Origin of the sequence: Bellilinea sp., assembly GCF_034432615.1 — a bacterium.
Classification (GTDB): Bacteria; Chloroflexota; Anaerolineae; order Anaerolineales; family Anaerolineaceae; genus Bellilinea.
Map to the genome: position 1 here is coordinate 1 of NZ_DAOUBL010000144.1, position 23700 is coordinate 23700.

Consider the following 23700-nt stretch of genomic DNA (forward strand, 5'->3'; position numbering starts at 1 on the left):
CATAAACACTTCGATAGCCATCATCAAAAGTCACAATGATCGGCTTGAGCGGTAAGTCTCCACCCTTCAGGATTACTTTTGAGAGTTGAACCGGCGTAATGGTCGTAAAACCATTTTTTGACAGATACTCCATTTGAAGGCGGAAATTCTCCACCGATACCTCGTAGCGGTTCTCCGGCTCGCCTTCGGAAATGCGCTGGTACAGCAAAATGGATACTTGAATCTGCCCGGCAGGATAATAAACCCATGCTGGTGTGGAAGTTGACACAGCGGTTGGAGTACCCGTAGGCAGCGGTGTCGGAGTCAATGTCAGGGTAGGATCGGGTAAAACCATGGTGGAAGTTAAGACCTCGGTTGGGGTAGGCAACCGGGTTTGGGTAGTTTCAGCCTGCACCATAACCGCAGGGGTAGGATGCTGAGCAGCAGCCTGAATACCACTGGCACAACCGGTAAAGAAAAGGCAAACCACTCCGGCAATAACCATTAACCGCCATTTCAAAGGATTCACGTTTTTATCCTTTCCCCAGCAGGAAAACCTCGGCTTCTTCACCAACTCCCAATCCGGTAGCATTTTCAGGGATATGAATTAAACCATCCGCCCGGCTCAGCGAAAAAATCAGGTTGCTTTTGTAAAAAATCGGCTCAGCCAGCCATTGCCCTTCTTGCTGAATCAACCTGGCGGGATAGTAATCTTCCCGCCCGGCTTGCGATGGCAGATTAACCGTCAATTTTGCCCGAACAGCGGGGCGAATCAATCCAGTTACGCCACACAGGCGATTCAATGCCGGTTGCACAAAAAGGTAGGCAATCACCAACGCGCTCACCGGGTTGCCGGGCAGTCCAATCACCGGTTTCCCATCGCAAACCGCCAGAATGGTCGGTTTGCCGGGGCGGATATTCAAACCATGCACCAGCACACCGGGCTTTCCCATACCGTTGATCACTTCGGCGGTTAAGTCACGCGTGCTGGCTGAAGAACCGGCGGTAATGATTACTGCATCACACTCATTGAGCGCTTTCTTCAAGCCTGCCTCCAACGCCTCCGCCTGATCGGGAAATATGCCATAGCGTTCGGCGATCCCACCGGCCTGTTCCACCAGCGCACTCAACGAATAACTGTTAATATCGCGTACCTGACCGGGCAAAACGGCAACCTGCGGCGGTACGACTTCGTCACCCGTCGAGAGAACACCTACCCTTGGCCTCCGCAAAACCTCAATTTCCAAAATCCCCAATGCCATCAAACCGCCAATCTCCGCAGGTCGCAAACGAACCCCGGCGGGGATGATCTCCTCTCCTTGCTGAACATCCTCACCCGGCTTGAGAACGTTCTCCCCTTCGGCAACAGCGCGCAGTACCTCGATTTCATTTTCACGCGAAGGTTGAGTATGTTCGAGCATGACCACAGCATTGCTGCCCGCTGGCAACATTCCACCCGTATGAATCAATGCCGCTTCACCGGGTTGCAAATCAAAGGGAGGTGCCTTTCCCATTGGCAATTCACCTTTGACCGTCAGGTAAGCCGGCAGCGACTCACTGGCGCCGAAAGTATCCGCCGCTCGCACCGCATAGCCATCCACACTGCTGCGAGGAAAGGCTGGAAGCGGTTCCGGGCTGATCACCGCCCGAGCGGTTACCCGCCCGGCTGCATCCACCACCGCCAGCCGTTCCACATCCGTGCTATTTTGGGGAATAAAATCCAGCCAGTAGGACAAGGCCTTGGTGGGAGGAAGTAATTCTAAAAATTCCGGCATATTTTATCCCGTCCAAAGAGAAAAAAACTGCAGGTAAAGCAGCAAACCAAAACTGGCCGCTGCAGTCAGTCGCAACAAACGCCAGTTCGGTTTTGCACCGTTACCAATTTGCCACATCTGCCAGATTTGGAAGATGCCCACCGGCAGTACCAGCAAGCGCGGCCAGGTCAGTGACCATGCCAGACCTGCCAGCGGACTGATCCCAACCAGCAAAAAAGCCAGCCCAATCAAGAAATTGTGCAGGTTCATTCCGCGCTGCCATCCCAGTCGAATCATCATATTTTGCCGGCCGGCTTTGATTTCGCTGAAATATGTTTCCAGTGAGGTTGCCAGTGTCAGAGCCAAAAAAAGCGCCAGCAATGGAAAATTAAACAACCCCATGATCGGGATTAACTCGCCGCGTTGCAATACATACCCAAAACCCGGTACCAACGTTGTCAGAAAAATCGCGCTGATCAACTCTCCATAACCGGAATAGACCAAACGCAGGGGTGGTACCCCGTAAAAGAACGCGAACAGCCACGAAATGCCCAGAAAAAGCAGGCCGGCCGGCTGCAGCACACCCCGCGAATAAAGAACAAAAGTGGTCATCGCCCCCATGGTCAGGGTGGTGACCGCCGCCAGCAGATAGACATTGCGAGAAATCGGCTTCCAGTCTTCCATTCGCCCATTATCGGTGGCGGAACGAGGCGAACTTTCAGACACAAGGTCATAATAAGCCTTGAGATAGACGCTGCTCAACTGCAACAGGGTTACCACCGCCTGTCCAAACCAGTAGACCGTCCAATCAACCGATTCACCCAGATAAACCAGTACACCCACACCGCAGGCATACAGCAGCGCCCCGGCCAGCAATGCCAGCGGCTGCGAAGTACGAATGAATTCTCCCAAGACTTTACGAATGTTTTTTTGCATTCCAATTCCTGTTTTTTTAGATTAATCCATATCCACCATCTACAACAAGCACTTCACCGGTGATGTACATACTTTCCATCAGAAACAGAATTGCCCTGACCACATCATCTTCGCTGCCGCTTTGGCCCAAAGGCAGGCGTTGCACCAATCGCGTCCATTCTTCCGCGGGGGTATCCTCGCCCCGAAGGATTAAACCGGGGGCAACTGCATTGACACGAATATGAGGCGCAAGCCGGCGTGCCAGCAAACGCGTCAACACCTCCAACCCTGCCTTGCTGATCACATAAGTAGGGTAAGCCGTCCAAACCTTATTTGCTCCCGTGTCGCTGATGTTGATAATCACACCTCCCGCATGCATCAAATGCGCCGCTTCGACGGCACACAGCCAGGCCGCGCGCAGGTTGACATCCATCACGCTGTCCCAATCCTCTGCATCCATGTTCAGCAAATCCTGTCGGGGCATCACCGCAGCCGAATTGACCAGTACCCTCAGCGGCAGTCCGGTGGCTGCAACCTGTTCAAACATCCGCTTGATTTCCTGCACATTCCGCAAATTGGCACGGACGGGGAAAACCGGCACACCGATTTTTTCAATTTCAGCAATGGATAGACGGGCAGATTCTTCAGAATGATGATAATGCAAAGCAATGGCGTAGCCTTTCTTTGCCAGCGCCAGCGCAATTGCCCTGCCCAGCCGCACGGCTGCGCCAGTAACCAAAGCCAATTGAGAAAAGGTAGGTTCCATATCAAAGATCATCGCTGAAATAAGTTGGAAACAAAAAACCACACATTGGCCGGTCTTTCTGCCAGCCGGCGCATGAAGTAGGGATACCAGTGTGTACCAAACGGCACATAAATACGTACCGGGTAACCCTGTTTGACCAACGCCAGCTGTAAATCACGCCGAATTCCGTAAAGCATTTGAAATTCCAGACGCACAACCGGCAGGCCGCAACTTTTGGCACGCTGGATGGCGTGCTCGATCCGTTTTTCGTCATGCGTCGCGATGGCTGCCAGCGGCGGGAACCGTCCGCTGGCCGTTGCCGGCAAATAATCAAAGCGCAGCGAGGTGTCAATCAACAGATCACTCAAGCGGTCAAAGGCTGCATCCACATCTCGTTTTTTGGGATAGGCCAGATGGGGTGGTTCCTGATACGCTCCTTTGACCAGCCGGATTTTTATGCCCCGCTCGATCAGCTTTTGGGTATCTTCCATGCTGCGGTAGAGGTAAGATTGAATAACCGTGCCCACGTTATCCAAGCCGCTATCCCGTAAGTCGGCAACGATTTTCAAGGTGGCATCCGTCAAAGTAGAATCTTCCATGTCCACACGGATAAAATTATTCAGTTGCCGGGCCTTTTCCACAATCTGGCGAAGATGCCTAACCACCAGTTGGGGGTCAATTACCAGTCCCAGCTGGCTCAGTTTAACAGATACATTCGCCTGCACGCCGGCGCGCTCGATTTCTTCCAGCAGATGCAAAATTCCCTGGGCGGCCTGCTCGGCATCTTGTACCGTTTGGGTGTTTTCACCCAATTGATCCAGTGTTGCCAGTAAGCCCTGCTGATTCAGCACCTGAACAGCCCGAAGGGCCTGTTCAACCGTTTCACCGGCAATAAAACGGGAAGCTACCCGCCATGCCAGCCCCCAACGGCTGATCCAGCGCTGCGCCCAGTAGGCTTTGGAAAGGGCAATAAACAACGAACGCAGCATTTCCGATCCTGTTTTGATAGATTGGGATTCGTGTTTGATTCTATCATACCGAAAATCTGTTTGTGTTATAAAATGATTCACAGGCAGGACTCGTATGCGCGCATTGTTCCGATCTCGCTATCGCTTGATTCTCCTTTCTCTTACTTTGACGGGGATACTGGTTGTCTGGTATCTCAATCGCGTACCGGGTGGTTTTGTGGCGGGGGTTGGGCAGCTTTTCTTAACCAGTATCTTATGTTTGTTGGGTCTTTTTTTCTGGCTTTTCTTCTTCTCTCAATTTGTGTTGCCTGTCCGTAAACTGGAAGACCGCTGGCGCATTTACCGACGGCTGCTTTTGTACATTCAGGGAGGTCATGGACCGGCAATCTTCATCGAAAACGGTAAAATTCGTCAGCGCAAGGGAGAAATCAAAAAAGAAGGCCCTGGTGTGGTCATTTTGGATAGCGCCAGCGCTGCGGTTTTGAGAAAAGACGACCGTTTTAACCGCGCAATTGGTCCCGGCATTACCTTTACCGAGCGAAAAGAATATCTGGAAGGCGACAAAGCCGTTGTGGATTTGCGCATTCAAAAGGGAAAAATTGGCCCCTTTCTTTCTTCAGGCGCGCCAGCCGGCGTGAGCGATGATCAACCTGCGCGGTTGGAAGTACAGCAACGCCAGCGCATGGAAACCCGCGCCCTGACACGCGATAATATTGAACTTGTCCCCAAAATTGTGGTTCATTTCAAAATTGACGCCCAACCGGGAGAAGGCGGCAGTCAGTACGGCTACCGACCGTCCTCGGTGGAAAAAGCCATCCTGCGCCGGAATGTGGACGCCAATCTGCCGGAAGACACGCCCGATCGGTTGAATGACTGGCGCTGGCTCCCCCCGCGTCTGGCTGCAGATATTTGGAAAGAAACTCTCTCCCGTTTCAGGCTGGATGAGTTATTCCATAGCCGCATCAATCAGCCGACTGCCCTGCAAACCATCCACGCCATCATTCACCAGAGGTTAACTCAACCTGTGGTAGATGAATTGGATTTATTCGGAAAGCCAACCGGTCAACAGGTACCTTCAATGGAATATCAAATGTTACAGGAGCGCGGCATCCGCGTTCTGAAAGTTGAAATCCGCGATCTGGAAATGCCGGAAGAAGTCGAAAAAGACCTGATTAAACGCTGGCAAACTTCCTGGCTCAGTCAGGCAAAGAGAGAGAAAGAAATGATCGAGATCCAGCGTCAGTACATTACCCGCGAAAGTCAGGAGCAGGCTGTACGCGCCTTTTTCAGCGAGGCGGTATCATCTCTGGCAGAAACCTGCTCTGGACAGGTGTATTCGGTCAAAAAAGTCTTCCACATTCTCATGCGTTCTATCCGCACCAATCTGGAACGAAATCCTCAGGCGCAATCCAAACTTCAACAGGAGATTGAGCAATTAAGCCAGCTGGTGGAATGGTCCATTCCTGAAGATTGACAATGACATCATCCTCTTCCTCCCCCTTCGATTTTTCACTGGAACAAATTCAGCGCTGGCTGGAACAACTGATCAGCCGTATGCTGCGACTTGATCATACCACATCTACGCTGCGCGGTCTGTTCGTGGTAATTTCCTTTGCAGGGGTCATCTTTATTTATACGGCTGTCCGCCATCCCATCGGCGAGGTTGGCACAGCCCTGCTCGGTTTGTTTGTCCCTGCATTGGTTCCGCGCGATATGACGCCACTTCAATTCCTGCTTTCGGAATTGGGAAACACCTTCTTTTCGCTGGATGTTTTGTTGATGGCAGCCGCACTCGGCTTGCCTTTTTTGCTGGCATTGGAATTTGCAACATTGTACCAATCGGATATTTATGAAATTGCTCAAACTTCCGTGTCACGTCGTTTCATCCTTCAGTCGGCGTTTGCCATTCCCCGTTATGATACCCTTGAAATTAAAGAGGAAAAATTAACACCCGAACAGCGGAAATCCCCCTTCATTCAAATTGGCGGGCCGGGAATTGTCAAACCCAATCCCGAATTTGCCGTGGTCTTTGAGCGGCTGGATGGCAATCCTCATTTTATCCGCGCGGGGATGAGCAAAAAAGAGCGCACCTTGCAAGGCTTCGAACGCCTGCGCCGCATTATTGACGTGCGCGACCACACCTTTCATTACGACAAAATCATTGGCAGAACCAAGGATGGGATCAAAATTGAGATACAGGATGTCAATTTGCTGTTCAGCATCTGGCGGCAGAGCGGCAACACCCCTTTGAACAATCCTTATCCGGCGCATCTCCGCGATTTGTACTGGCTTACCTATCAACAGGTTGGTGAACATTGGACTCACGCAATGACCGAACTGGTCGAAGATCATCTCCTACGCTTCATTCAGAATCATACCTTCAGCGAGATTCTCTCGGCAGTAGGAGAACCTGAAATCCGCAGGCAGGTGGAACTGGAAAGCACCATCCAACGGATTGCATGGAGTCAGCCTTTGCGCCGCCCTTTGCGTTTTATTTATTCCCCTCAAATGCCTCAACCGCTGCCGCCCCCTGTTTTTGTCCCCCGTCCGCAGTTGAGCAATTTTTTCAAAAGCTTTACACAAGAATTTCCCCTGGCAGCCCGCCAGCGCGGTTTACGCCTGGAATGGATCAACGTCGGCACATGGAACACGACCCACCCCATCTTGCTGGACCAACACATCGAAGCCTGGCGCTTGACCAGCGAGAACATGACCCGTTCCAGTCCGCGTGTGCTGGATGAAATTCGCAATCAAGCCCGTTTACAAACCTATCAGCGCATTATTCAACAGGATATTTTTCTTGCCATTGCTCAGCTCAACAGGCAAGGTTACAAGCCCGACCAGGTTTGTTATGAGATTTTGCGTTATTTTGAAGCCCAGCTCAGTAAAATGATTGCCGAACTGAGCTCGCAGGGACAGGTCGTCCCAACCAGACTGATCACTGCCAGACAGTGCATTCACACCGCTCTGGAAAATTTCCTTTCCAGCAGTGGGGCAACTTTCCTGTAAGAAGGGTTGGATTGTCTGGTAGAATAAAAAATCAGAACTTTCCGCCAACCCAAGAGGATCAGGTATGGATGTGGACAATTTTCATCCCGATAAACGGGTACTTGTGATTGGGGCTGCCAGTCTGGATGTGCTTGGGCAACCCATCGGCACACCTGAGTCCGGCACCTCTAACCCTGCGCATGTTCGCACCTCTTTTGGCGGCGTTGCCCGCAACGTGGCTGAAAACCTTGCCCGTTTGGGCCAGCCTGTTACGCTCGTTTCTGCAGTTGGCAAAGATGATCTTGGTAAACAACTGCTCAATCACACCGCATCTGCCGGCGTGGATGTCAACTGTTGTATACAGGTCAGCGATGCCGCCACAGCCGCGTACATTGCCATACTGGACGACAAGGGCAACCTTTCCTATGGGCTGGATGACATGACCATTCTCCGTCATGTATCTTCGGCTTATCTGCGTTACCAATCTGATTTATTTGCCCAATCTGCCCTCGTCTTTGTGGATGCCAATTTGGCGCCTGCCACCCTCAGGACAGTATTTTCACTGGCCAGGCGTCACAATGTGCCCGTTTGTGCGGATGCAACTTCCACCCTGCTGGCCAAACGCCTTGAAAATCACATCCCGCGCCTTTTCCTGTTGAATGCCAATCGCAGTGAAGCCTCTGCCCTGCTTAATAATCGCATCGAGGTCTATGACATGACCAATGCCCTGGCAGCGGCACGAGAATTTGTGCGCATGGGCGTGGAAATTGCCGTAATTCCAATTGGCGAAGGGGGAGTGTGTTATGCGACCTCGCAAACCTCCGGGCATATTCCCGCCGTGTTGACCCGAATTGTAGATAGCATCGGAGCAGGGGATGCACTGACTGCCACAACTTTGTTCGGCATTTTGAATGGAATGGACATTGACGAAGCCATCCGATTAGGGGTGACGGCTGCCTCTCTCACCTTGACTCATACGGGGGCGGTAGTGCCAAACCTCTCCCTTGAACTTCTATATGACAGATTGATTATCTAAATGAGCATCAACAACTTTCTTGAAATCGCCAACCCCATCCGTAAAGCGTTGTTTTCAGGCAAACCGGTCGTAGCGCTCGAATCGGCAGTCATCACTCACGGATTGCCGTATCCTTACAATCAGCAACTGGCATTCGAGATGGAAGACACCATCCGTCAGCACAATGTCGAGCCAGCTACCATTGCGGTTTTGAATGGAAAAATTCGGGTAGGTTTATCCCCCGCTGAAATCGAGCGGCTGGCAAAAATGAAGCACTGCCGAAAAATCAGCCGCCGTGATTTTGGGATTGCCTTATCGCAGAGCGAATCCGGTGGAACAACGGTAGCAGGTACACTGTTCGCCGCCCATCAAGCCGGCATTCGGGTATTTGCCACTGGCGGAATTGGAGGGGTTCATCGCAACGCGCCTTTCGATGTATCGGCAGACCTTCACGAATTAAGTCGTACACCACTGGTGGTGGTATGTGCGGGAGCCAAAGCCATCCTTGACCTGCCTGCCACCCTGGAAGTACTGGAAACTCTTGGGGTACCCGTGATTGGCTACCAGAGTGAGGAATTTCCTGCCTTCTACTCCCGTCAATCAGGTCTTAAAGTCAACCTTGCATGCCTACATGCCAGTGAAATTGCTCGGGTAGCGCTGGCTCATTGGGGAGCGGGTATTCATTCGGCTGTTTTGGTGGCGAACCCCCCGCCTGCTGAACATGCCCTCCCGGCAGAGGAAATCGAAACCATCATTCAACAAGCGGTGCGCCAGGCAGAACAGATGGGCATCCATGGGGCGGCTGTAACCCCCTATTTGCTGGAAAAAGTCAATCAACTGACCGGTGGCGCCAGTATGCAGGCAAATCTGGCTTTGTTGTTGAACAATGGCCGGTTGGCTGCTGATATTGCCATCGCCATCTCGGAAATGAGCGGGGCGTCACCCCGGGTTTAACATCCAACCGCTTCAGGGTGTGGATGTCGGCCAACGCGTATCGGTTGGTCGTAAGGTTCGCGTGACGGTGGGGGTTGGGGTTATCGTCGGCGTGCGGGAAGGCGTAGGGGTCAATGTTATTGTGCGGGTATGAGTAGGGGTTTGAGTCAGGGTAATCGTGCGGGTATGGGTGGGGGTGAGCGTCAGAGTAACCGTACGCGTAAAAGTAGGCGTGGGCGTCCCGCTGGCAGTAGCGGAGGGAGAAGGGGTGCGCGTGGGTGTTGCGGTTGGGGTAGGAGTCGGTGGTTCACCCACCACAGTGAACTGACCAAATGATTTCCACTGCAACCCAACAAAGATCCGTACCTGATATTCGCCGGGCAGCAATTCGCTGGCGGGTGGCTCACATTCCGAATAACCATAACCGCCAGTACTGCCTGTCCACGGCTCGGTCAGAAAACACAAAATTTTGTTATCTGCCAGGCGCACCCAAACCACCGACCACTGACCACCGGCAGACATTTTATCGTAGCTGAATGTGCCGTACAATTTGCCAACCGGATTTTGAAATTCAGTCTGGGGATCGACCGGCTGAAAGTCCTGGTCAATTCGTTTTGAAATTACCACCCGGCTGAAAACCGATTCAGGATTGGGTGTAATGGTCGTTTCAATTTGAGCAGCAATCTCATCCGGCAACACTGGCGTTGATGATTCGAGCGGCGTTTCGGTGAGTGTCGGCGTCAGGGTAATGGTTGGGGTAAGAGAAATCGTAGGTGTCAGGGTAATGGTGGGGGTCAGGGTGATGGTCGGCGAAGGTGGAAAGATCTGGTAAGCCACCGGTTCCGCATAGCGGTTGACCGCAAAGGCAAATCCACCCAGAAGAATCGCCATAAAGATTAACCGCCAGCCGCGCGAAACCATCTCGCGTCGCTTACGGAAATACAGCAACCGTTTACCGGATTGAATGGTGCGAACTCCGGTGATGATACTGAGAATTACGCCCAGAAGCAAAAGGAGAAAAGCGGTTTGAACGGCTGTGCGAATGTCCAAATTCATTGTGATATCCTGTTCGGCATAGCCACTATCGGTGATTATAGCACGACTAAAACCCTTCTACCGAAAACACCTTTCATTAATGAAAACCCGTCTTCGAATTCGTTGCAGGCAATTTTTAATTTAGGTAGAATCAATCTATAATGCCGCTTGCCGCTGGTACTGTTCTCAACAACCGTTACAGAATCGTCTCCATCCTTGGTCAGGGTGGGATGGGTTCGGTATATCAGGCGATGGATGAAAATTTGGGCATTGCGGTAGCCGTTAAAGAAAATCTATTTTTGACGGATGAGTATGCCCGCCAGTTTCAAAGAGAAGCCAACATCCTTGCCAGTTTACGCCATCCCAACCTGCCCCGCGTAGGAGATTATTTTACCATTCCGGGTCAGGGACAATACCTGATCATGGATTATATTGACGGGGAAGATTTACGCCAGCGCATCGAACGGTTGGGCACTCTTCCTGAAGAAGAAGTGATCCTGATTGGGGTGGCAATCTGCGACGCGCTGCATTACCTTCATACCCGCACACCTCCCATTATTCACCGCGATATCAAACCCGGTAACATTAAAATCACCCCCGAAGGGCAGATCGCCCTTGTGGATTTCGGGCTGGCCAAGGTAATGAGCGGTAACCAGCAAACCACCACCGGCGCCAGAGCCATGACGCCCGGCTACTCCCCGCCTGAACAATATGGTACAGCCCCCACCGATCCCCGCACAGACATCTACTCGCTTGGTGCGACCCTGTATGCCTGCCTGACCGGTACCATCCCTGAGGATGGCTTATCGCGGGCTACTGGCAAAGCAGAACTGACACCAGTGCGGGAATTTGCGCCCAAAACCTCCCGCAAACTGGCTGCTGTAATCGAAAAAGCCTTGGCAATCGATCCTGATGACCGCTATCAAACGGCGTTGGAATTTAAGCAAGCCCTGCTCAATGCCAGCGAGATTGACCGTCCGCCCATCAGCCAGATCACCGTAACTCCTCCACCCATACAAAACCTTCTTCCTTCCAGCGAAGCGCTTCCAGCCTCTGAAGAAGAATCGCAGCCTGTTGCGGTCATGGATCCTATGTTGAAAAGGCGTACTTCCAAACCGGTTGCCCGCCGAAGACGAAACAACGGTTTACTGCCATTTTCCCTGTTGCTGGCAAGCGTGCTGACCATCTTTTTTATCGTTGAACCGGGCGTTCCGCTGGCTTTGCGGAGCGCTTTGTTCCCGGCCTTACCCTCGCCAACCTTGTTTGTGAATTTTGCAACCGCTACACAGCCCATTGCCTTTGTACCCCCACCCACAACAACCCCCACCGATACTCCCGCTCCACCCCCCACTTCAACCCCCACACCTGACCCCACCCATACCCCAACCCCAACCGTCACCCTCAGCCCCTCTCCTACGGCATTGGGCGGAAGTGGTCAAATTGCCTTTGCCTCCAACCGAACCGGCCTGATGCAGATTTGGTTGATGAATTCAGATGGCACCCAGCAGCGTCCGCTTACCAATATGCCGGATGGCGCCTGCCAGCCCACCTGGTCACCCGATGGGCAGAAACTGGCATTTATATCCCCATGCGCTGGCAGGCGTGATCAATACGAAAACGCCAAGATTTACATCCTTGACCTTACCAGCAGCACTGACCCCTTGCCCCTCCCCTTGCCCGCCAGTCCGGCATCGGATTATGACCCGGCCTGGTCGCCAGATGGCAACCGGATTGCTTTCACCTCCACCCGCGCCGGCAACCCGGATATTTATGTCTATAATTTTCTAGATGGTAGCCTAAAACAACTGACCAGTGAGCGCTATGTCGAAAAACAGCCGGCCTGGTCACCCACTGGCACCCAAATTGCCTATGTTCGAGAACTGGTGTACGGGCAAATCTGGATCATGGCGGATAGTGGTCAGTTCCAGAACCGCTTTTCGCTAAGCGGTGAAGTGAATGACCTCTGGCCCCAGTGGGTACCGGATGGAACAATTATCCTGTACAGTCAATTGAAATCAGATGGCATTCCCAACTTGTTTGCCCTGCGCTACGAAGACCGCTTCACCACGCGGGCGGTACGCATCCCACCGCGCGGTCAGCCCGATCCAGGACCAGTTGCTCAAGTCAGTGTATCACCCGACGGAAACTGGCTCGCTTTTGAAGGCTGGCCGGATGGACGCAATCACGATATTTACTTGATGACCATCAATGGCGCCAACCTGACTCGGCTTACCACGGATAAGGATTTTGACTTTGGCCCAACCTGGCGCCCCTCACTCAAACCGTGAGGCAGGTCATTCCGCCAACAACAAGCGGTAACGTTCGGCAAACAATGCCGGCGTGCCACCGGTGTGCCAGAACAGGATGCGTTCCTGCGGTTTGAAATAACCCTTGCGAATGAGATCTATTAATGCAGCAGCAGCTCGTCCGGTGTAAACCGGATCCAACAGCAAGCCCTCATACCGTGCAAACAGGCGAATGGCTTCAATTTCTTCTGAGGAAGGAATACCATACCCTTTCCCAAGATACTGATCATTGACCATTACATCCACCGGCTGACAGTGAATCTTAGAACCGATTCTTTCGGCTGCCTCGTTCACTAATTCAGCAACCCGTAATTGTAATTCGGCGGCAGGATGATCTATGCTGATACCCAGTATTTTTCCCGCCCAGCCTGCTTTTAAGGCTGCTAACATCAACCCCGCTTGCGTACCGGCCGATGAGGAAGCAACCACGATCCAATCCACCTCCACCCCTTGGTTAAGAAACTCCTCAAATGCTGTGACGTAACCAAATGCACCCACAGGTGTCGAAGCGCCGAGCGGGATCAAATAGGGTCTTTTTCCGGCCACCCAGGCTTCTTCAAAGACCTGTTGAAGAACCTGATTGCGTTCTTCCGCCGCACAATAGATGATTTCTGCCCCAAAGAGGCGATCCAAAAGCACATTGCCGGAAGGCTGATCTTCCCTCTCCCCCGAAAGAACTAAAATACACCCCAACCCATATCGAGCCGCCAACGCCGCCGTCTGCCGGCAATGATTGGACTGCACCGCCCCAACCGTTATCAGGGTGCGTGCTCCGTTCGCCTGAGCTTCCGCAAGTATATATTCCAGTTTACGGGTTTTGTTGCCACCCCCTGCCAGACCGGTCAAGTCATCCCGTTTGACCCATAGTCTAGCCCCGCCCAATGCTGCTCCCAGCCGCGGCAGCGGTTCAATCGGCGTGGGTAAATGAGCAAATCGAACACGTGGTATCATACACCAACCTCCCTGCGGGTTTGCTCCTCTCCGCGCCTGCGCATCCAGCTCAGCAGGCGTGGCAGAACCTGCAAATAAAGCGCATACATCAACGGTCGGGCAGGGTAATCCCATGCACCGATTGTGCGAATAACCTCTCCGCCGAGACCCTGCTTGAATCGAAACACCCCCCACATGCGATCCTGCTCATTGAATTCATCCGGTGCGCCCCATAAATCATAAACCTGACAGCCTCTGGCTTTTGCGCGCCGCATCGCTTCCCACTGGAGAGGATAATTGGGCATCTTGTCACGGTGAACATTGCGTGACATTCCATAGAGATACCAGGCCCGCCCGGCAAAGAAGAACAATACCAGTCCTGCCACCACCTCGCCTTCTACCTCCGCAAGCAGCACTTCGGCCATATCGGCTTCCAAAAATTCCCGCCAAACCGTCAGGTAATAATCTTCGTTTCGGATGGTAAATCCATCCCGCAACGAGGTTTCGGCATACATCCGGTAAAGCAGTGGCAAATCCTGCATACTTCCCAGTTGAACTTTTACTCCTTTGCGCTGCGCCAGACGCAGATTGTAGCGGCTCTTTTGCTTCATCCGCGCCAGCCACTCCTCCTCCGTACCACTTAAATCCAGCCAGACCGTATTGCGAAATTGAATTTGCTCCGGGGAAAAGCGCCATTTGCGTTGTTGCAGCCAGTCCACAACATTTTGTCCATACCCATCTTCAATCGCTTCTTCTGTTTGGGGAATGCCCCTGCCAACCACGACCTCCGGGTCTATCTTTATAAAAATCGCGCGCCGCCGCTGAGCCAGTTTTTCCAGATCAGAAATTACCTGTATGCCCCACTTTTCATCCCGCCAATCTAGCAGCGGACCGCGCGGGACATACATCACCCGAACTACATCCGAAAAACCACCCACTTTCAAGCTGCGTTCCAACACCATTGCGGCAGCCTTTATACGCCCGTTATCATCCCGCCAGATTTGAGGAAGCGGCCTCCAACCATGGCGCGCCTTGATATCCGCCCATTGACGGGTTTGCAAAATATGAGCAGCCGGCAAGTCAAAAATCAGGTTATTCCATTGGTGAAATTCCATGTCCATCGCTTTCATGAGCCGGTCAACGATGCCACCCAATCCGCAATCGCGCGGTCATGACCCGCACCGGTCAGGGGAGAAGGCAGCTCATCAGCGCTGAAAAAGCCAGCCCGGTCAGCTTCACCGTTCAAATTCAATCCTCCTCCGGTTAGATGTGAACGATATACCAGCAGCAGCCCATTACCGCGGGGATCATCATCGAAAAAATATACCCCATGCAAAACATCACATTGAGCTTGCAGGCCGGTTTCCTCGCAAAGTTCACGCTCGGCTGCCCTCACAGGGTCTTCATCGGCTTCCACATATCCGGCTGGCAAATACCAGCATCCCTGCCATGGAGGGGTTGCCCGTCTTACCAGCAGCAGCAGCCCTTTCTGTATGACCATGGCGGCGGCGCTCACCTTCAATTGCGGGTAATTTACCCACCCGCAGCGTGGACACATCTCTCGTTGGCGATTCTCGATCGGTTGCCATGTCAATTGTGCACCACACTCATAACAATAGCCCATGTCACTACCCATCCAAACGCCGCCGGGCGGTAATCTGCTGATATATTTTATACAAAAGCGGCTGGTAAACTCGATCCCATGCCCCAACCGAGCGGCGTATTTGCCCGCCAAAACCGCGTTTGAAACGGTAAACCCCCCATAAACCATCCTCCCGCGCTGAGAATTGATCTTCCAACACCGTTTCATCCTCATCCGGGATACCCCATAAATCATAAACCGTGCAGCCCCGCGAAGCCGCCCAGCGCATGGCTTCCCATTGCAGTAAATAAGTCGGCATTCGGTTACGCTCCTCGTTGGTGGATGCACCATAAAAATACCATGCCCGCTGACCAAAGGCAAAAACCATCAAACCCGCTAAAGGTTTTTGCTGATAGGTAGCCAACAATAAAGCGCACATCCCTTTGGGTGAAAACAAATCAAAAGCGCGTTGATAATACGCCAGCGAGTGCACCCCAAATCCATCTCGTTGACCGGTAACCAGCATCATTCGATGAAACAATTCAACATCGCTGGAAAATTCCACCACCACTTCCTTGCGCTGAGCAAGGCGGATGTTATAGCGGGTCTTCTGTTTCATGCGATTGAGCCAGTCCTCCTCATCTCCCGTCAGATTGATTTCCACCGTCCGGCGGGGTTGAATGGGATTGGACTGCTCCCAGCCCCGAAAGATCTCGTCTAGGGTTGGCTGCCCGGTGCACCCTTCCCAGCAGTCCGGTTCCACTTTTAGAAAAACAGCCCGTCTGCGGCGGCAATGTGCATCCACCTCAATCAACAGGTCTGCCCAGTCTGATCCAAGCGGCCCTTTGGGAATGTAAGCAACCGTCAGCCCAAGCGGCAAACGACGAAAAAGAATCTGAGCGCCGGAATGATCATTTGCCACACGCAGCGGCAGCCAGCCAAATGCCGCTTTGAACTCGCCCCATTCGGCAGTTTGCAGCAGATGAGCCGTCGGGAAACGAGCGATAAAGGAGTTCCATTGGTTTGCATCCAGTACAGGCATCAGATAATCGAGGTAATCTCCGGCGGAGGTGTACTTTGAATAACAGCGCCGGGAATAAATTGATCCATCAATTGAATGATCTCCTCGCCGGAACCTTCACGGGCGAGATTAATCAGCTCATCCACAAATTGGGTCAGCCGCTCACTGCTGAGCGGTTCGGTATTTTGTGAGCGGAAAATATCTGGATGTTCGGTAGCCAGGAATTGGAAACCCTCATCCCACAGGTCTTCGCTTAATTTTTCACCCGGGCGCACCCCTGTAAAAACAATTTCAATATCCTTGCCGGGTTCAAGCCCGGAAAGGCGAATCAAATCCTCTGCCAGGTCGAGGATGCGCACCTGCTGCCCCATATTCAGCACAAAAGTTTCGGCGCCCTTGCTCATCCCGGCAGCCTGCAAAACGAGGTAAACCGCTTCTGGAATGGTCATGAAATACCGCTTCATGTCCGGATGAGTGATGGTGATCGGCCCGCCGCGGGCAATTTGCTGCTTGAAAATTGGCACAACACTGCCGCGGCTACCCAATACATTGCCAAAGCGCACCACCGAAAACGCCATTCCTGTCCTCAAAGCCGCATCAATCACGAGCATTTCGGCAATTCGCTTGGTAGCACCCATCACATTCGCCGGACGAACCGCCTTATCGGAAGAAATCATCACCAACCGTTCCACCCGATGCTCGATTGCCAATTCCACCAGATTTTTGGTACCAAGGATATTATTGGTAACGGCTTCTTCCACATTGACTTCCATCAATGAAACATGTTTGTGAGCTGCGGCGTGGAAAACGATTTGCGGATGAAACTGGCTGAAAACCTGATTGAGCCGCATTCGGTCGCGCACATCGGCAATCACCGGACGAATCATCAGCGATGGAAAATGATCTTTGAGTTCTAATAGACCTTCAAAGATGCTGTTTTCTCCATGCCCCAGCATAATCAGTTCAGCCGGGTTATAGCGGGCAATCTGACGGCACAATTCTCTGCCAATTGAACCCCCTGCACCGGTCACCAGGACGACCTTATCTGCGAGTACTTCACCAATCCACTCCTCTTTTATTCGAGTGGGTTGGCGGCGCAGCAGGTCGGTAATATCCACTTCGCGTAATCGGCTGACACTGACTCGTCCACCCAACAGCTCATAAATGCCCGGCATTGTGCGGAAAGGAATGCCCTTCAGGCGGGCTACATCAGCAACCATCCTCACTACACGCCCTGGTGCGCTGGGTATGGCAATGATGACTTCATCCACCCGTAATTTTTCTAACCAGCGCGTCATCTCGTTAATCGTACCCACCACAGGTACCCCGTGAATCTGTTGTTTTTGCTTGGTTGGATTATCGTCCAAAAAGCCAACCGGTATCAGGTTCAATTGCGGATTTTTTTGCAATTCCTTGACGACCAGTGCGCCGGCATCACCGGCACCCACAATCAAAACCCGCTTCACCCTGCCTGCCTGCATTTCTCCAAAGCGGCGGCGAGTTTCTGCCAGAAATCGGAAAGTGAAACGCAGTCCACCAACCATTGCCAGCGAGAGCAACCAGTCAATGACCAACACCGAGCGTAAATAACCCGGTAGAAAACCGCGTGTGAACAGCAGCAACATCACCAGCGCAACGATTACTGAAGCAGTGCTTACAGCAATCACAATCAGTTTCAGTTCCTCCACAGAGGCGTACATCCACATGCGCCTGTATAAACCAAAAAAGTAGTACACGATCGGTTTGACTACCAGCGCAACGGCAATCATCCAATAGGCAAATGGCAGGTAAGCAAAAAACAAGCTGCTCAATTCAAAACGCAGAATGAGTGCACCAATCACCGAAACGACGATCAGCGCCAAATCCCCAATCAAAATATAGCGGTTACGAATATTGGGTTTATTCTTCATCTACCTACTGACCTTTAAATCCTACCACCGTACCCACAGTACGGATGAGGATGAGAAAATCCAGAAGTAAATTTCTGCGTTTGATGTAGTATAAATCGAACTCCAGTTTGATTGCATTCATCTCCACATTTTCGGCATACCCATAATTGACTTGTGCCCAACCGGTTAAGCCCGGCTTGACAAACAGGCGTGCCCGGTAAAAGGGGATGTATTGCTGTAGGTGCTCAACAATTTCTGGCCTTTCCGCACGAGGCCCAACTAAACTCATGTCACCGCGCAGCACATTGATAAACTGAGGCAATTCATCCAGGTGTGTCTTTCGCAAAAAGCGGCCCACCCGCGTGGCACGGTCGTCGTTCTTGCTGGCCGGGCGGGCAATCCCATCTTTTTCAGCATCCTGTCTCATGGTGCGGAATTTGATCATATTATATGGCCTGCCGTTTTTGCCCAGCCGTATTTGATAGTAGAAAATCGGAAAGCCCGAATCAACAAGGATGAGAAGGGCGATGATTGGGAATAACACCACCATCACAAACGAGCCAACCAGTCCACCAAAGATATCCATCAAGCGTTTTGCAAGCTCAAAAAAACCGCTGGCATGGACTTGATCTACAAATGAGCGCAACACCCAATCGGTTTGCAAATAATAAATCGGGATACGCCCCAGCAACTCCTCATACATGGTGGGCATGGTGGTTACTTCAATCCCCTGTTCTTCCGCTTCGAGAAGTCGGCTGAACATCTGCGGGTTCATTTCACCCGAGATGGCAAACACCAGATCAGTGACCTGATGCTCCTGCACCAGATCAAATAATTGCTCGTTTCCACCCAGAATGGGGTAGCCCAGAACATCGCCGCCAATTTTTTCCGGGTCGTCATCTACCAGACCCACCAGATAAAAAGGCGGCGGCCAAATCTCTTTAATAACCCTTACCAGTTCACTGCCAGCGCGGCCAGCGCCCACAATCAAAACCCGCCGCATGAATAACGGCGTGGTAAATAATCGAATGTACAAAAAACGCCAGCCCAGCGTCAAAAAATAAGCCGACAGGATGAAAACTCCAACACCACGTCTGGGCAATGAGTTGGGTTCGGATATGAAAAAGATGAACAAATAAAGCACAAGGCTGATTCCCGCCGCCAGAGTGATTTCTTGTACTGTTTCGGTGCGAATGCTGGAACGGCGCGGACTGTACGACTCGGACAGCAATAAAAGCCAGATGACCGGCAGGAAAAAGAACCAGAGCGGCACTCTCTCCTGTAAAAATGCCCACGAAAAGCGATACCACTCAGCTCCCTGCGCCCAAAGATAGAGGGACAGCAAAAGGGAAACAATTGCGACCAGAAAATCCCCCAAAAAAAGGGTGGAGCGTCTTTCAGTTGGGCGTAGTCGAAGACCTTGACGGGGTGAAACGGAGCGCATACCCATACGGTAATTATCTCACGATTTGGCTGAGCGAATCATACTGACCAGAAAACCAGCCCCCCAGCAGAAATGCATGGTCGCAATCGCCAACGGAACGCCAATCACCAGATACCATTGACGCTTTTGGAATGCAGGAGGAACTGCGGAAAGTATCAGCACCAGCCCATAGATGATCAGCAGCCCGACCAGTGCAGAGCGGGCAGCCATAAAAAAGAAAGACAGCACCAGCATCAAAGCAACGGTGAGAACAAAGAGGGGCGGCAGCAACTGACGCAAACGCAGGGAGCGGGGATAGCGGCGCAGCATACGCCATTTCCAGTAACCGTAGCGCCAGTACTGCCGCGCCAGCGATGTCAGATTGGGGCGGGCATAATAAGTGCTGCGAATGGCAGGATCGAAAAATACACTCCCGCCATTTTGCCGGATGCGGGTATTCAGTTCGTAATCCTCATTGGTCAGCAACGATTCATCGTACCCGCCGATTTTTTCAATTAAGGAACGACGGAAAGCTCCAAACGGGACAGTATCCACCCGCCCCGCCTTACGGCTGTACCGGTAACGGGCATCCCCTACCCCCAGCCGATGAGCAGCAGCCACAGCAATCGAATGTCCTAGCCAGCCCGCGCTGCCAGCCTCAATGATCCACAATCCGCCGACATTATCTCCTGATCCTTCATTCAAATTGTGAACACTGCGCGCGATGTAGTCCTCAGCCGGCACACAATGGGCATCCAACCGAAGGATGATTTCTCCACTGGATGCCTCGATAGCGCGGTTGAGCGCTGCCGGTATGATCCGCTTTGGATTATCAATGACCCGAATATTAAGATCGGGATGAGATTGCTGAAAATCGGTAATTCGTTTGCGGGTATCATCTACTGAACCACCGTCGGCAATAATGACCTCTAGCAAATGGCGAGGGTAAGTCTGACGGTAGATAGCGTCCAACAGCAAGGAAATAGTTTTTTCCTCGTTATAACATGGAATGATGACCGAAACCGATTGAACCATTTCCTGTTTCACATCGGTTGATCGCTCAGATCTTTCTGTCAACAGCAGGAATTATCCTCCGGCAGTAGGGCAATCACTTCAATTTCCACTGCTGCTCCTTTGGGCAGCGCCGCTACCTGTACCGTTGAACGGGCCGGCGGTTCACTGGGGAAAAATTCTCCATAAATTGCGTTCACTTTCGCAAAATCATTCATATCCCGCAGAAAAATGGTGGTCTTAACCACCCGTTCAAAGTTTGTACCGGCAGCTTCCAGCAGCGCGCGGAGATTTTTCATCACCTGTCGAGTTTCTGCTTCAATTCCTCCCTGAACAATCTCGCCGGTTCGCGGATCTATGCCAATTTGCCCGGCAGTAAAAACAAAATGCCCACCCTTAACCGCCGCCGAGTAAGGACCAATCGGTTTTGGTGCCTGATCCGTGGTGACAACTTCTTTTCGACAACATTGCCTGCTCATGAACTGCCTCCCGTAAGGATTGTGGTGCTGTGATTTTAAGCCATGTTTGTTTTAAGGTAAAGTACAATTTCACAATTGGTTAAAAAAATATGCGGACGGCAGGATTTGCCTGCCGTCCTTTTAACAAACTTTTTTGTTATCAATAATGCAAGTCCTTAGGGCTTGCTGAAACGCGCTTGCGGAATACCCAGTAACTCCAGCCCTGATAGAGTAAAACGAGTGGGACAAAAATCAAGGCAACGATGGTCATCGTTTGTAATGTGTTCGGTCCAGAAGCACTGTTGTAAATGGTCAGGCTGAAATTTGGGCTGAGGCTCGAAACAAGCACACGCGGATACAATATCAAAAAAATGGTAGCCGTCGAAAGGACAATTGCCAGGGTGTTACTGGCAAACGCCCAGCCGTCCCGTCCCTGTCGGATAAACCAGCCGCAAGCCAGCAAAGCCAGCACAGCGCCAATTGGGGCCGGGCCGGGGTTGACTCCCAGCCTTTCCAGTATATCGGTAAACAGGTAAGTGGCAATGGTAGCGGCAACCAGCGCTACCGTAGTCCCCGCCCAGATACGCCTTGCCGCACGCCGGGCAGCGCTGGCAATCGGTTCCTCGGTTTTAAGCGAGAGGAAGATTGCCCCTTGCAGTAAAAACCCAAACAGAGTCACCAAACCACCCAGAATGGAATAGACATTAATCAAATCCCAAAAGCCGCCCACATAGTACTTCTGGGCATTAATGGGAACGCCCCGAATGAAATTGGCAAAGGCTACTCCCCACAACAAGGAAGGGATAAAACTGCCAACGCAGGTAGCCCAATCCCAAAACTTGCGCCACAATGGATTTTCATCCTTGGAACGGAATTCCAATGCGATACCGCGCACAATCAGACCAATCAACATCAGAAACAAGGCTAGATAAAAGCCGCTGAACAATGTTGCATACCAGTTGGGAAAAGCAGCAAACATCGCCCCGCCGGCGGTAATCAGCCACACCTCATTGCCGTCCCAATGCGGGCCAATGGTGTTGAGAATCATTCTGCGCTGAGTATCATTCTTGCCCAGAAACGGCAGCAGTATTCCCACACCCAGATCAAAACCTTCCAGCACAAAATAACCGACAAACAATACCGCAATTAAGATAAACCAGAGCGTGTTGAGATCCATAGCATCCTCCCTTATTCCCAGTAAGCCTGTTCTTCAACCGTGCGCGGTTTGGGCAGTTCCGCTTCTGCCCCGGCAATCGCGTACTTGCGCAACAGATAAACATCCGCCACCATCAGCAGTCCATAGACAATTGTAAATCCCAGCAAGGTAGTGATAACCATTCCGGGGGTCAGGTTCGGCGATACGGCATCCGCTGTACGGAGTTTCCCATAGACCACCCAGGGCTGCCTGCCCATTTCGGTCAACAACCATCCAAAGATGTTGGCAAGATAGGGTAACGCCATCGCGGGTAAAAAGAGATTCAACCAGCGTGTTTCGGCATTGAGTTGATTGCGCAGCACACGATACAGCGCATAAGCCGCGAAAGCCAGCATCAAAAAGCCGCTGCCCACCATAATGCGGAACGACCAGTAAATGATGCCAATTGGCGGAACATAATTGCCCGGCCCGTATTTTTGTTCATACTCATTTTGCAGGTCGAGGATACCCTTAACTTCCCCATCCAGACGGTTGTAGGCCAGCAAACTGAGAACACGCGGAATGCGCAGCGAAACCTGCTCACTCATGGTTTGTTGGTCCACAACCGAAAAAACCGAGAAAGAAGCCGGATTTTCGGTATTCAGCAAGGCTTCTGCCGCGGCTATTTTCATTGGCTGCAACCGCACCATCTGTTGCGCCTGATTGTGGCCGATCAAAATCACCATCAGAATGGATATTCCGCCAAATACCGTTGCCAGTTGGAAGGAAGGTTTAAAGACGTCTTCCTGTTTCCGCCTTAAGAGATGATAGGTACTGATACCCATCACAAAGAAAGCCGCCGTGGTAAACCCGGAAAATACTGTATGCGGGAACTGTCCCCATACATACGGGTTGGTCAACAGGGCTGAAAACTGCTGCATCACCAAACGGCCGCCCTCTTCCGCATACCCCACCGGTGATTGCATAAAGGAATTGGCTACCAGAATCCAGAACGCCGAGAGGTTTGAAGCGATCGCCACCAGCCAGATGGCTGCCGCATGAAGCGGTTTGGAGAGGCGATCCCAGCCAAAAATCCACACCCCCAAAAAGGTTGATTCAATGAAAAATGCCAGCAAAGCCTCAATTGCCAGCGGCGCGCCGAAGATATCACCCACATAGCGGGAGTACTCCGACCAGTTCATCCCAAATTGAAACTCTTGCACAATGCCAGTAACCACCCCCATGGCAAAATTGATGACGAACAATTTACCCCAAAATTTGGTCATGCGCTTGTAACGCTCGTTGCCGGTGCGCACATAGATGGTTTCCATAATGGCCACCAGAACCGAAAGCCCCAATGTAAGAGGTACAAAGAAGAAGTGATATACGGAAGTAACGGCAAACTGCCATTGAGATAGAATGGTCACCGAAGAGTTCATTGCGATATTCCTCTGTAGGTTAATTCCAACAAAATTTCACAAAAAAAGTGCGGATTGTCCGTTTATTGGTTAGTTTATGACTTCTACTTCACCACTGCTACGGTCAAATTTCCTGAATTGGGCATCAGAATGTCACCCCAGGAATCACCCCCTCATCATCCTCTGTCAACCCTT

The 23700-nt window shown here is 51.9% G+C and carries 20 protein-coding genes and 1 pseudogene; 5 read left to right on the forward strand and 16 right to left on the reverse strand.

All coding sequences use genetic code 11. The features are described from left to right. The 5 genes and pseudogenes from VAE48_RS06475 to VAE48_RS06495 all read right to left on the reverse strand — a co-directional run. Positions 1-508: pseudogene (locus tag VAE48_RS06475) on the reverse strand (hypothetical protein); the annotation flags it as partial. Between the two features lie 4 nt (positions 509-512). Continuing rightward, complete coding sequence (gene glp / locus VAE48_RS06480) at positions 513-1754, reverse strand: gephyrin-like molybdotransferase Glp (RefSeq protein ID WP_322792500.1); 1242 nt, start codon at positions 1752-1754, stop codon at positions 513-515. A gap of 3 nt (positions 1755-1757) precedes the next feature. Further along, the gene (locus VAE48_RS06485) at positions 1758-2669 is read right to left on the reverse strand and encodes a prenyltransferase (protein WP_322792501.1); all 912 of its coding nucleotides are present in this window, start codon (positions 2667-2669) and stop codon (positions 1758-1760) included. A gap of 16 nt (positions 2670-2685) precedes the next feature. Continuing rightward, positions 2686-3414 (reverse strand): SDR family NAD(P)-dependent oxidoreductase, encoded by a 729-nt coding sequence (locus VAE48_RS06490; RefSeq protein ID WP_322792502.1) that lies wholly within the window; start codon positions 3412-3414, stop codon positions 2686-2688. Between the two features lie 8 nt (positions 3415-3422). Beyond that, positions 3423-4382 (reverse strand): proline dehydrogenase family protein, encoded by a 960-nt coding sequence (locus tag VAE48_RS06495; protein WP_322792503.1) that lies wholly within the window; start codon positions 4380-4382, stop codon positions 3423-3425. Between the two features lie 94 nt (positions 4383-4476). Here VAE48_RS06495 and VAE48_RS06500 point away from each other — a divergent pair, with 94 nt between their 5' ends. The 4 genes from VAE48_RS06500 (at position 4477) to VAE48_RS06515 (ending at position 9318) form a co-directional block, all read left to right on the forward strand. After that, positions 4477-5835 carry a hypothetical protein gene (locus tag VAE48_RS06500; protein ID WP_322792504.1) on the forward strand — a complete coding sequence of 453 codons (1359 nt, stop codon included), beginning with the start codon at positions 4477-4479 and terminating at the stop codon, positions 5833-5835. 2 nt (positions 5836-5837) lie between these two features. Further along, a complete protein-coding gene (locus VAE48_RS06505) occupies positions 5838-7370 on the forward strand; it encodes a hypothetical protein (RefSeq protein ID WP_322792505.1) in 1533 nt (510 codons plus the stop codon). A gap of 64 nt (positions 7371-7434) precedes the next feature. Beyond that, on the forward strand, positions 7435-8385 hold the full coding sequence (locus tag VAE48_RS06510; protein WP_322792506.1) for a carbohydrate kinase family protein: 951 nt from the start codon (positions 7435-7437) through the stop codon (positions 8383-8385). After that, complete coding sequence (locus tag VAE48_RS06515; protein WP_322792507.1) at positions 8386-9318, forward strand: pseudouridine-5'-phosphate glycosidase; 933 nt, start codon at positions 8386-8388, stop codon at positions 9316-9318. 12 nt (positions 9319-9330) lie between these two features. Here VAE48_RS06515 and VAE48_RS06520 read toward each other — a convergent pair whose 3' ends face one another. After that, on the reverse strand, positions 9331-10353 hold the full coding sequence (locus VAE48_RS06520) for a hypothetical protein (RefSeq protein ID WP_322792508.1): 1023 nt from the start codon (positions 10351-10353) through the stop codon (positions 9331-9333). A gap of 140 nt (positions 10354-10493) precedes the next feature. Here VAE48_RS06520 and VAE48_RS06525 point away from each other — a divergent pair, with 140 nt between their 5' ends. Beyond that, complete coding sequence (locus tag VAE48_RS06525; protein WP_322792509.1) at positions 10494-12620, forward strand: WD40 repeat domain-containing serine/threonine protein kinase; 2127 nt, start codon at positions 10494-10496, stop codon at positions 12618-12620. A gap of 6 nt (positions 12621-12626) precedes the next feature. On the opposite strand, the gene VAE48_RS06530 is transcribed toward VAE48_RS06525, so the two are convergent. The 10 genes from VAE48_RS06530 to VAE48_RS06575 all read right to left on the reverse strand — a co-directional run bounded on the left by VAE48_RS06530 (position 12627) and on the right by VAE48_RS06575 (position 23526). Then, positions 12627-13589 (reverse strand): D-cysteine desulfhydrase family protein, encoded by a 963-nt coding sequence (locus VAE48_RS06530; RefSeq protein WP_322792510.1) that lies wholly within the window; start codon positions 13587-13589, stop codon positions 12627-12629. Further along, positions 13586-14683 carry a lipid II:glycine glycyltransferase FemX gene (locus VAE48_RS06535; RefSeq protein WP_322792511.1) on the reverse strand — a complete coding sequence of 366 codons (1098 nt, stop codon included), beginning with the start codon at positions 14681-14683 and terminating at the stop codon, positions 13586-13588. Before VAE48_RS06535 ends, VAE48_RS06530 begins: the two co-directional genes overlap by 4 nt. An 11-nt stretch (positions 14684-14694) precedes the next feature. Then, positions 14695-15204: an NUDIX hydrolase gene (locus VAE48_RS06540; RefSeq protein WP_416181030.1), complete on the reverse strand. Its 510-nt coding sequence runs from the start codon at positions 15202-15204 to the stop codon at positions 14695-14697. After that, the gene (locus VAE48_RS06545; RefSeq protein ID WP_322792513.1) at positions 15197-16192 is read right to left on the reverse strand and encodes a lipid II:glycine glycyltransferase FemX; all 996 of its coding nucleotides are present in this window, start codon (positions 16190-16192) and stop codon (positions 15197-15199) included. Before VAE48_RS06545 ends, VAE48_RS06540 begins: the two co-directional genes overlap by 8 nt. Further along, positions 16192-18081, reverse strand: a complete 1890-nt coding sequence (locus tag VAE48_RS06550; RefSeq protein WP_322792514.1) for a nucleoside-diphosphate sugar epimerase/dehydratase — start codon at positions 18079-18081, stop codon at positions 16192-16194. Before VAE48_RS06550 ends, VAE48_RS06545 begins: the two co-directional genes overlap by 1 nt. 4 nt (positions 18082-18085) lie before the next feature. Continuing rightward, a complete protein-coding gene (locus VAE48_RS06555) occupies positions 18086-19510 on the reverse strand; it encodes a sugar transferase (protein ID WP_322792515.1) in 1425 nt (474 codons plus the stop codon). A gap of 12 nt (positions 19511-19522) precedes the next feature. Further along, positions 19523-20560, reverse strand: coding sequence for a glycosyltransferase family 2 protein (locus VAE48_RS06560; protein WP_322792516.1), 1038 nt, complete (start codon positions 20558-20560; stop codon positions 19523-19525). Continuing rightward, positions 20557-20973, reverse strand: coding sequence for a RidA family protein (locus VAE48_RS06565; RefSeq protein WP_322792517.1), 417 nt, complete (start codon positions 20971-20973; stop codon positions 20557-20559). The genes VAE48_RS06560 and VAE48_RS06565 overlap by 4 nt, the downstream gene beginning before the upstream one ends. A gap of 139 nt (positions 20974-21112) precedes the next feature. Continuing rightward, the gene (gene cydB / locus VAE48_RS06570) at positions 21113-22129 is read right to left on the reverse strand and encodes a cytochrome d ubiquinol oxidase subunit II (protein WP_322792518.1); all 1017 of its coding nucleotides are present in this window, start codon (positions 22127-22129) and stop codon (positions 21113-21115) included. 11 nt (positions 22130-22140) lie between these two features. Next, the gene (locus VAE48_RS06575; protein WP_322792519.1) at positions 22141-23526 is read right to left on the reverse strand and encodes a cytochrome ubiquinol oxidase subunit I; all 1386 of its coding nucleotides are present in this window, start codon (positions 23524-23526) and stop codon (positions 22141-22143) included. Positions 23527-23700 lie beyond the last annotated feature (174 nt).

Coding starts and splice junctions, on each gene's coding strand:
- glp (WP_322792500.1), bottom strand. CDS start 1,754: ATGCCGGAATTTTTAGAATTACTTCCTCCCACCAAGGCCTTGTCCTAC.
- VAE48_RS06485 (WP_322792501.1), bottom strand. CDS start 2,669: ATGCAAAAAAACATTCGTAAAGTCTTGGGAGAATTCATTCGTACTTCG.
- VAE48_RS06490 (WP_322792502.1), bottom strand. CDS start 3,414: ATGGAACCTACCTTTTCTCAATTGGCTTTGGTTACTGGCGCAGCCGTG.
- VAE48_RS06495 (WP_322792503.1), bottom strand. CDS start 4,382: ATGCTGCGTTCGTTGTTTATTGCCCTTTCCAAAGCCTACTGGGCGCAG.
- VAE48_RS06500 (WP_322792504.1), top strand. CDS start 4,477: ATGCGCGCATTGTTCCGATCTCGCTATCGCTTGATTCTCCTTTCTCTT.
- VAE48_RS06505 (WP_322792505.1), top strand. CDS start 5,838: ATGACATCATCCTCTTCCTCCCCCTTCGATTTTTCACTGGAACAAATT.
- VAE48_RS06510 (WP_322792506.1), top strand. CDS start 7,435: ATGGATGTGGACAATTTTCATCCCGATAAACGGGTACTTGTGATTGGG.
- VAE48_RS06515 (WP_322792507.1), top strand. CDS start 8,386: ATGAGCATCAACAACTTTCTTGAAATCGCCAACCCCATCCGTAAAGCG.
- VAE48_RS06520 (WP_322792508.1), bottom strand. CDS start 10,353: ATGAATTTGGACATTCGCACAGCCGTTCAAACCGCTTTTCTCCTTTTG.
- VAE48_RS06525 (WP_322792509.1), top strand. CDS start 10,494: ATGCCGCTTGCCGCTGGTACTGTTCTCAACAACCGTTACAGAATCGTC.
- VAE48_RS06530 (WP_322792510.1), bottom strand. CDS start 13,589: ATGATACCACGTGTTCGATTTGCTCATTTACCCACGCCGATTGAACCG.
- VAE48_RS06535 (WP_322792511.1), bottom strand. CDS start 14,683: ATGGAATTTCACCAATGGAATAACCTGATTTTTGACTTGCCGGCTGCT.
- VAE48_RS06540 (WP_416181030.1), bottom strand. CDS start 15,204: ATGGGTAGTGACATGGGCTATTGTTATGAGTGTGGTGCACAATTGACA.
- VAE48_RS06545 (WP_322792513.1), bottom strand. CDS start 16,192: ATGCCTGTACTGGATGCAAACCAATGGAACTCCTTTATCGCTCGTTTC.
- VAE48_RS06550 (WP_322792514.1), bottom strand. CDS start 18,081: ATGAAGAATAAACCCAATATTCGTAACCGCTATATTTTGATTGGGGAT.
- VAE48_RS06555 (WP_322792515.1), bottom strand. CDS start 19,510: ATGGGTATGCGCTCCGTTTCACCCCGTCAAGGTCTTCGACTACGCCCA.
- VAE48_RS06565 (WP_322792517.1), bottom strand. CDS start 20,973: ATGAGCAGGCAATGTTGTCGAAAAGAAGTTGTCACCACGGATCAGGCA.
- cydB (WP_322792518.1), bottom strand. CDS start 22,129: ATGGATCTCAACACGCTCTGGTTTATCTTAATTGCGGTATTGTTTGTC.
- VAE48_RS06575 (WP_322792519.1), bottom strand. CDS start 23,526: ATGAACTCTTCGGTGACCATTCTATCTCAATGGCAGTTTGCCGTTACT.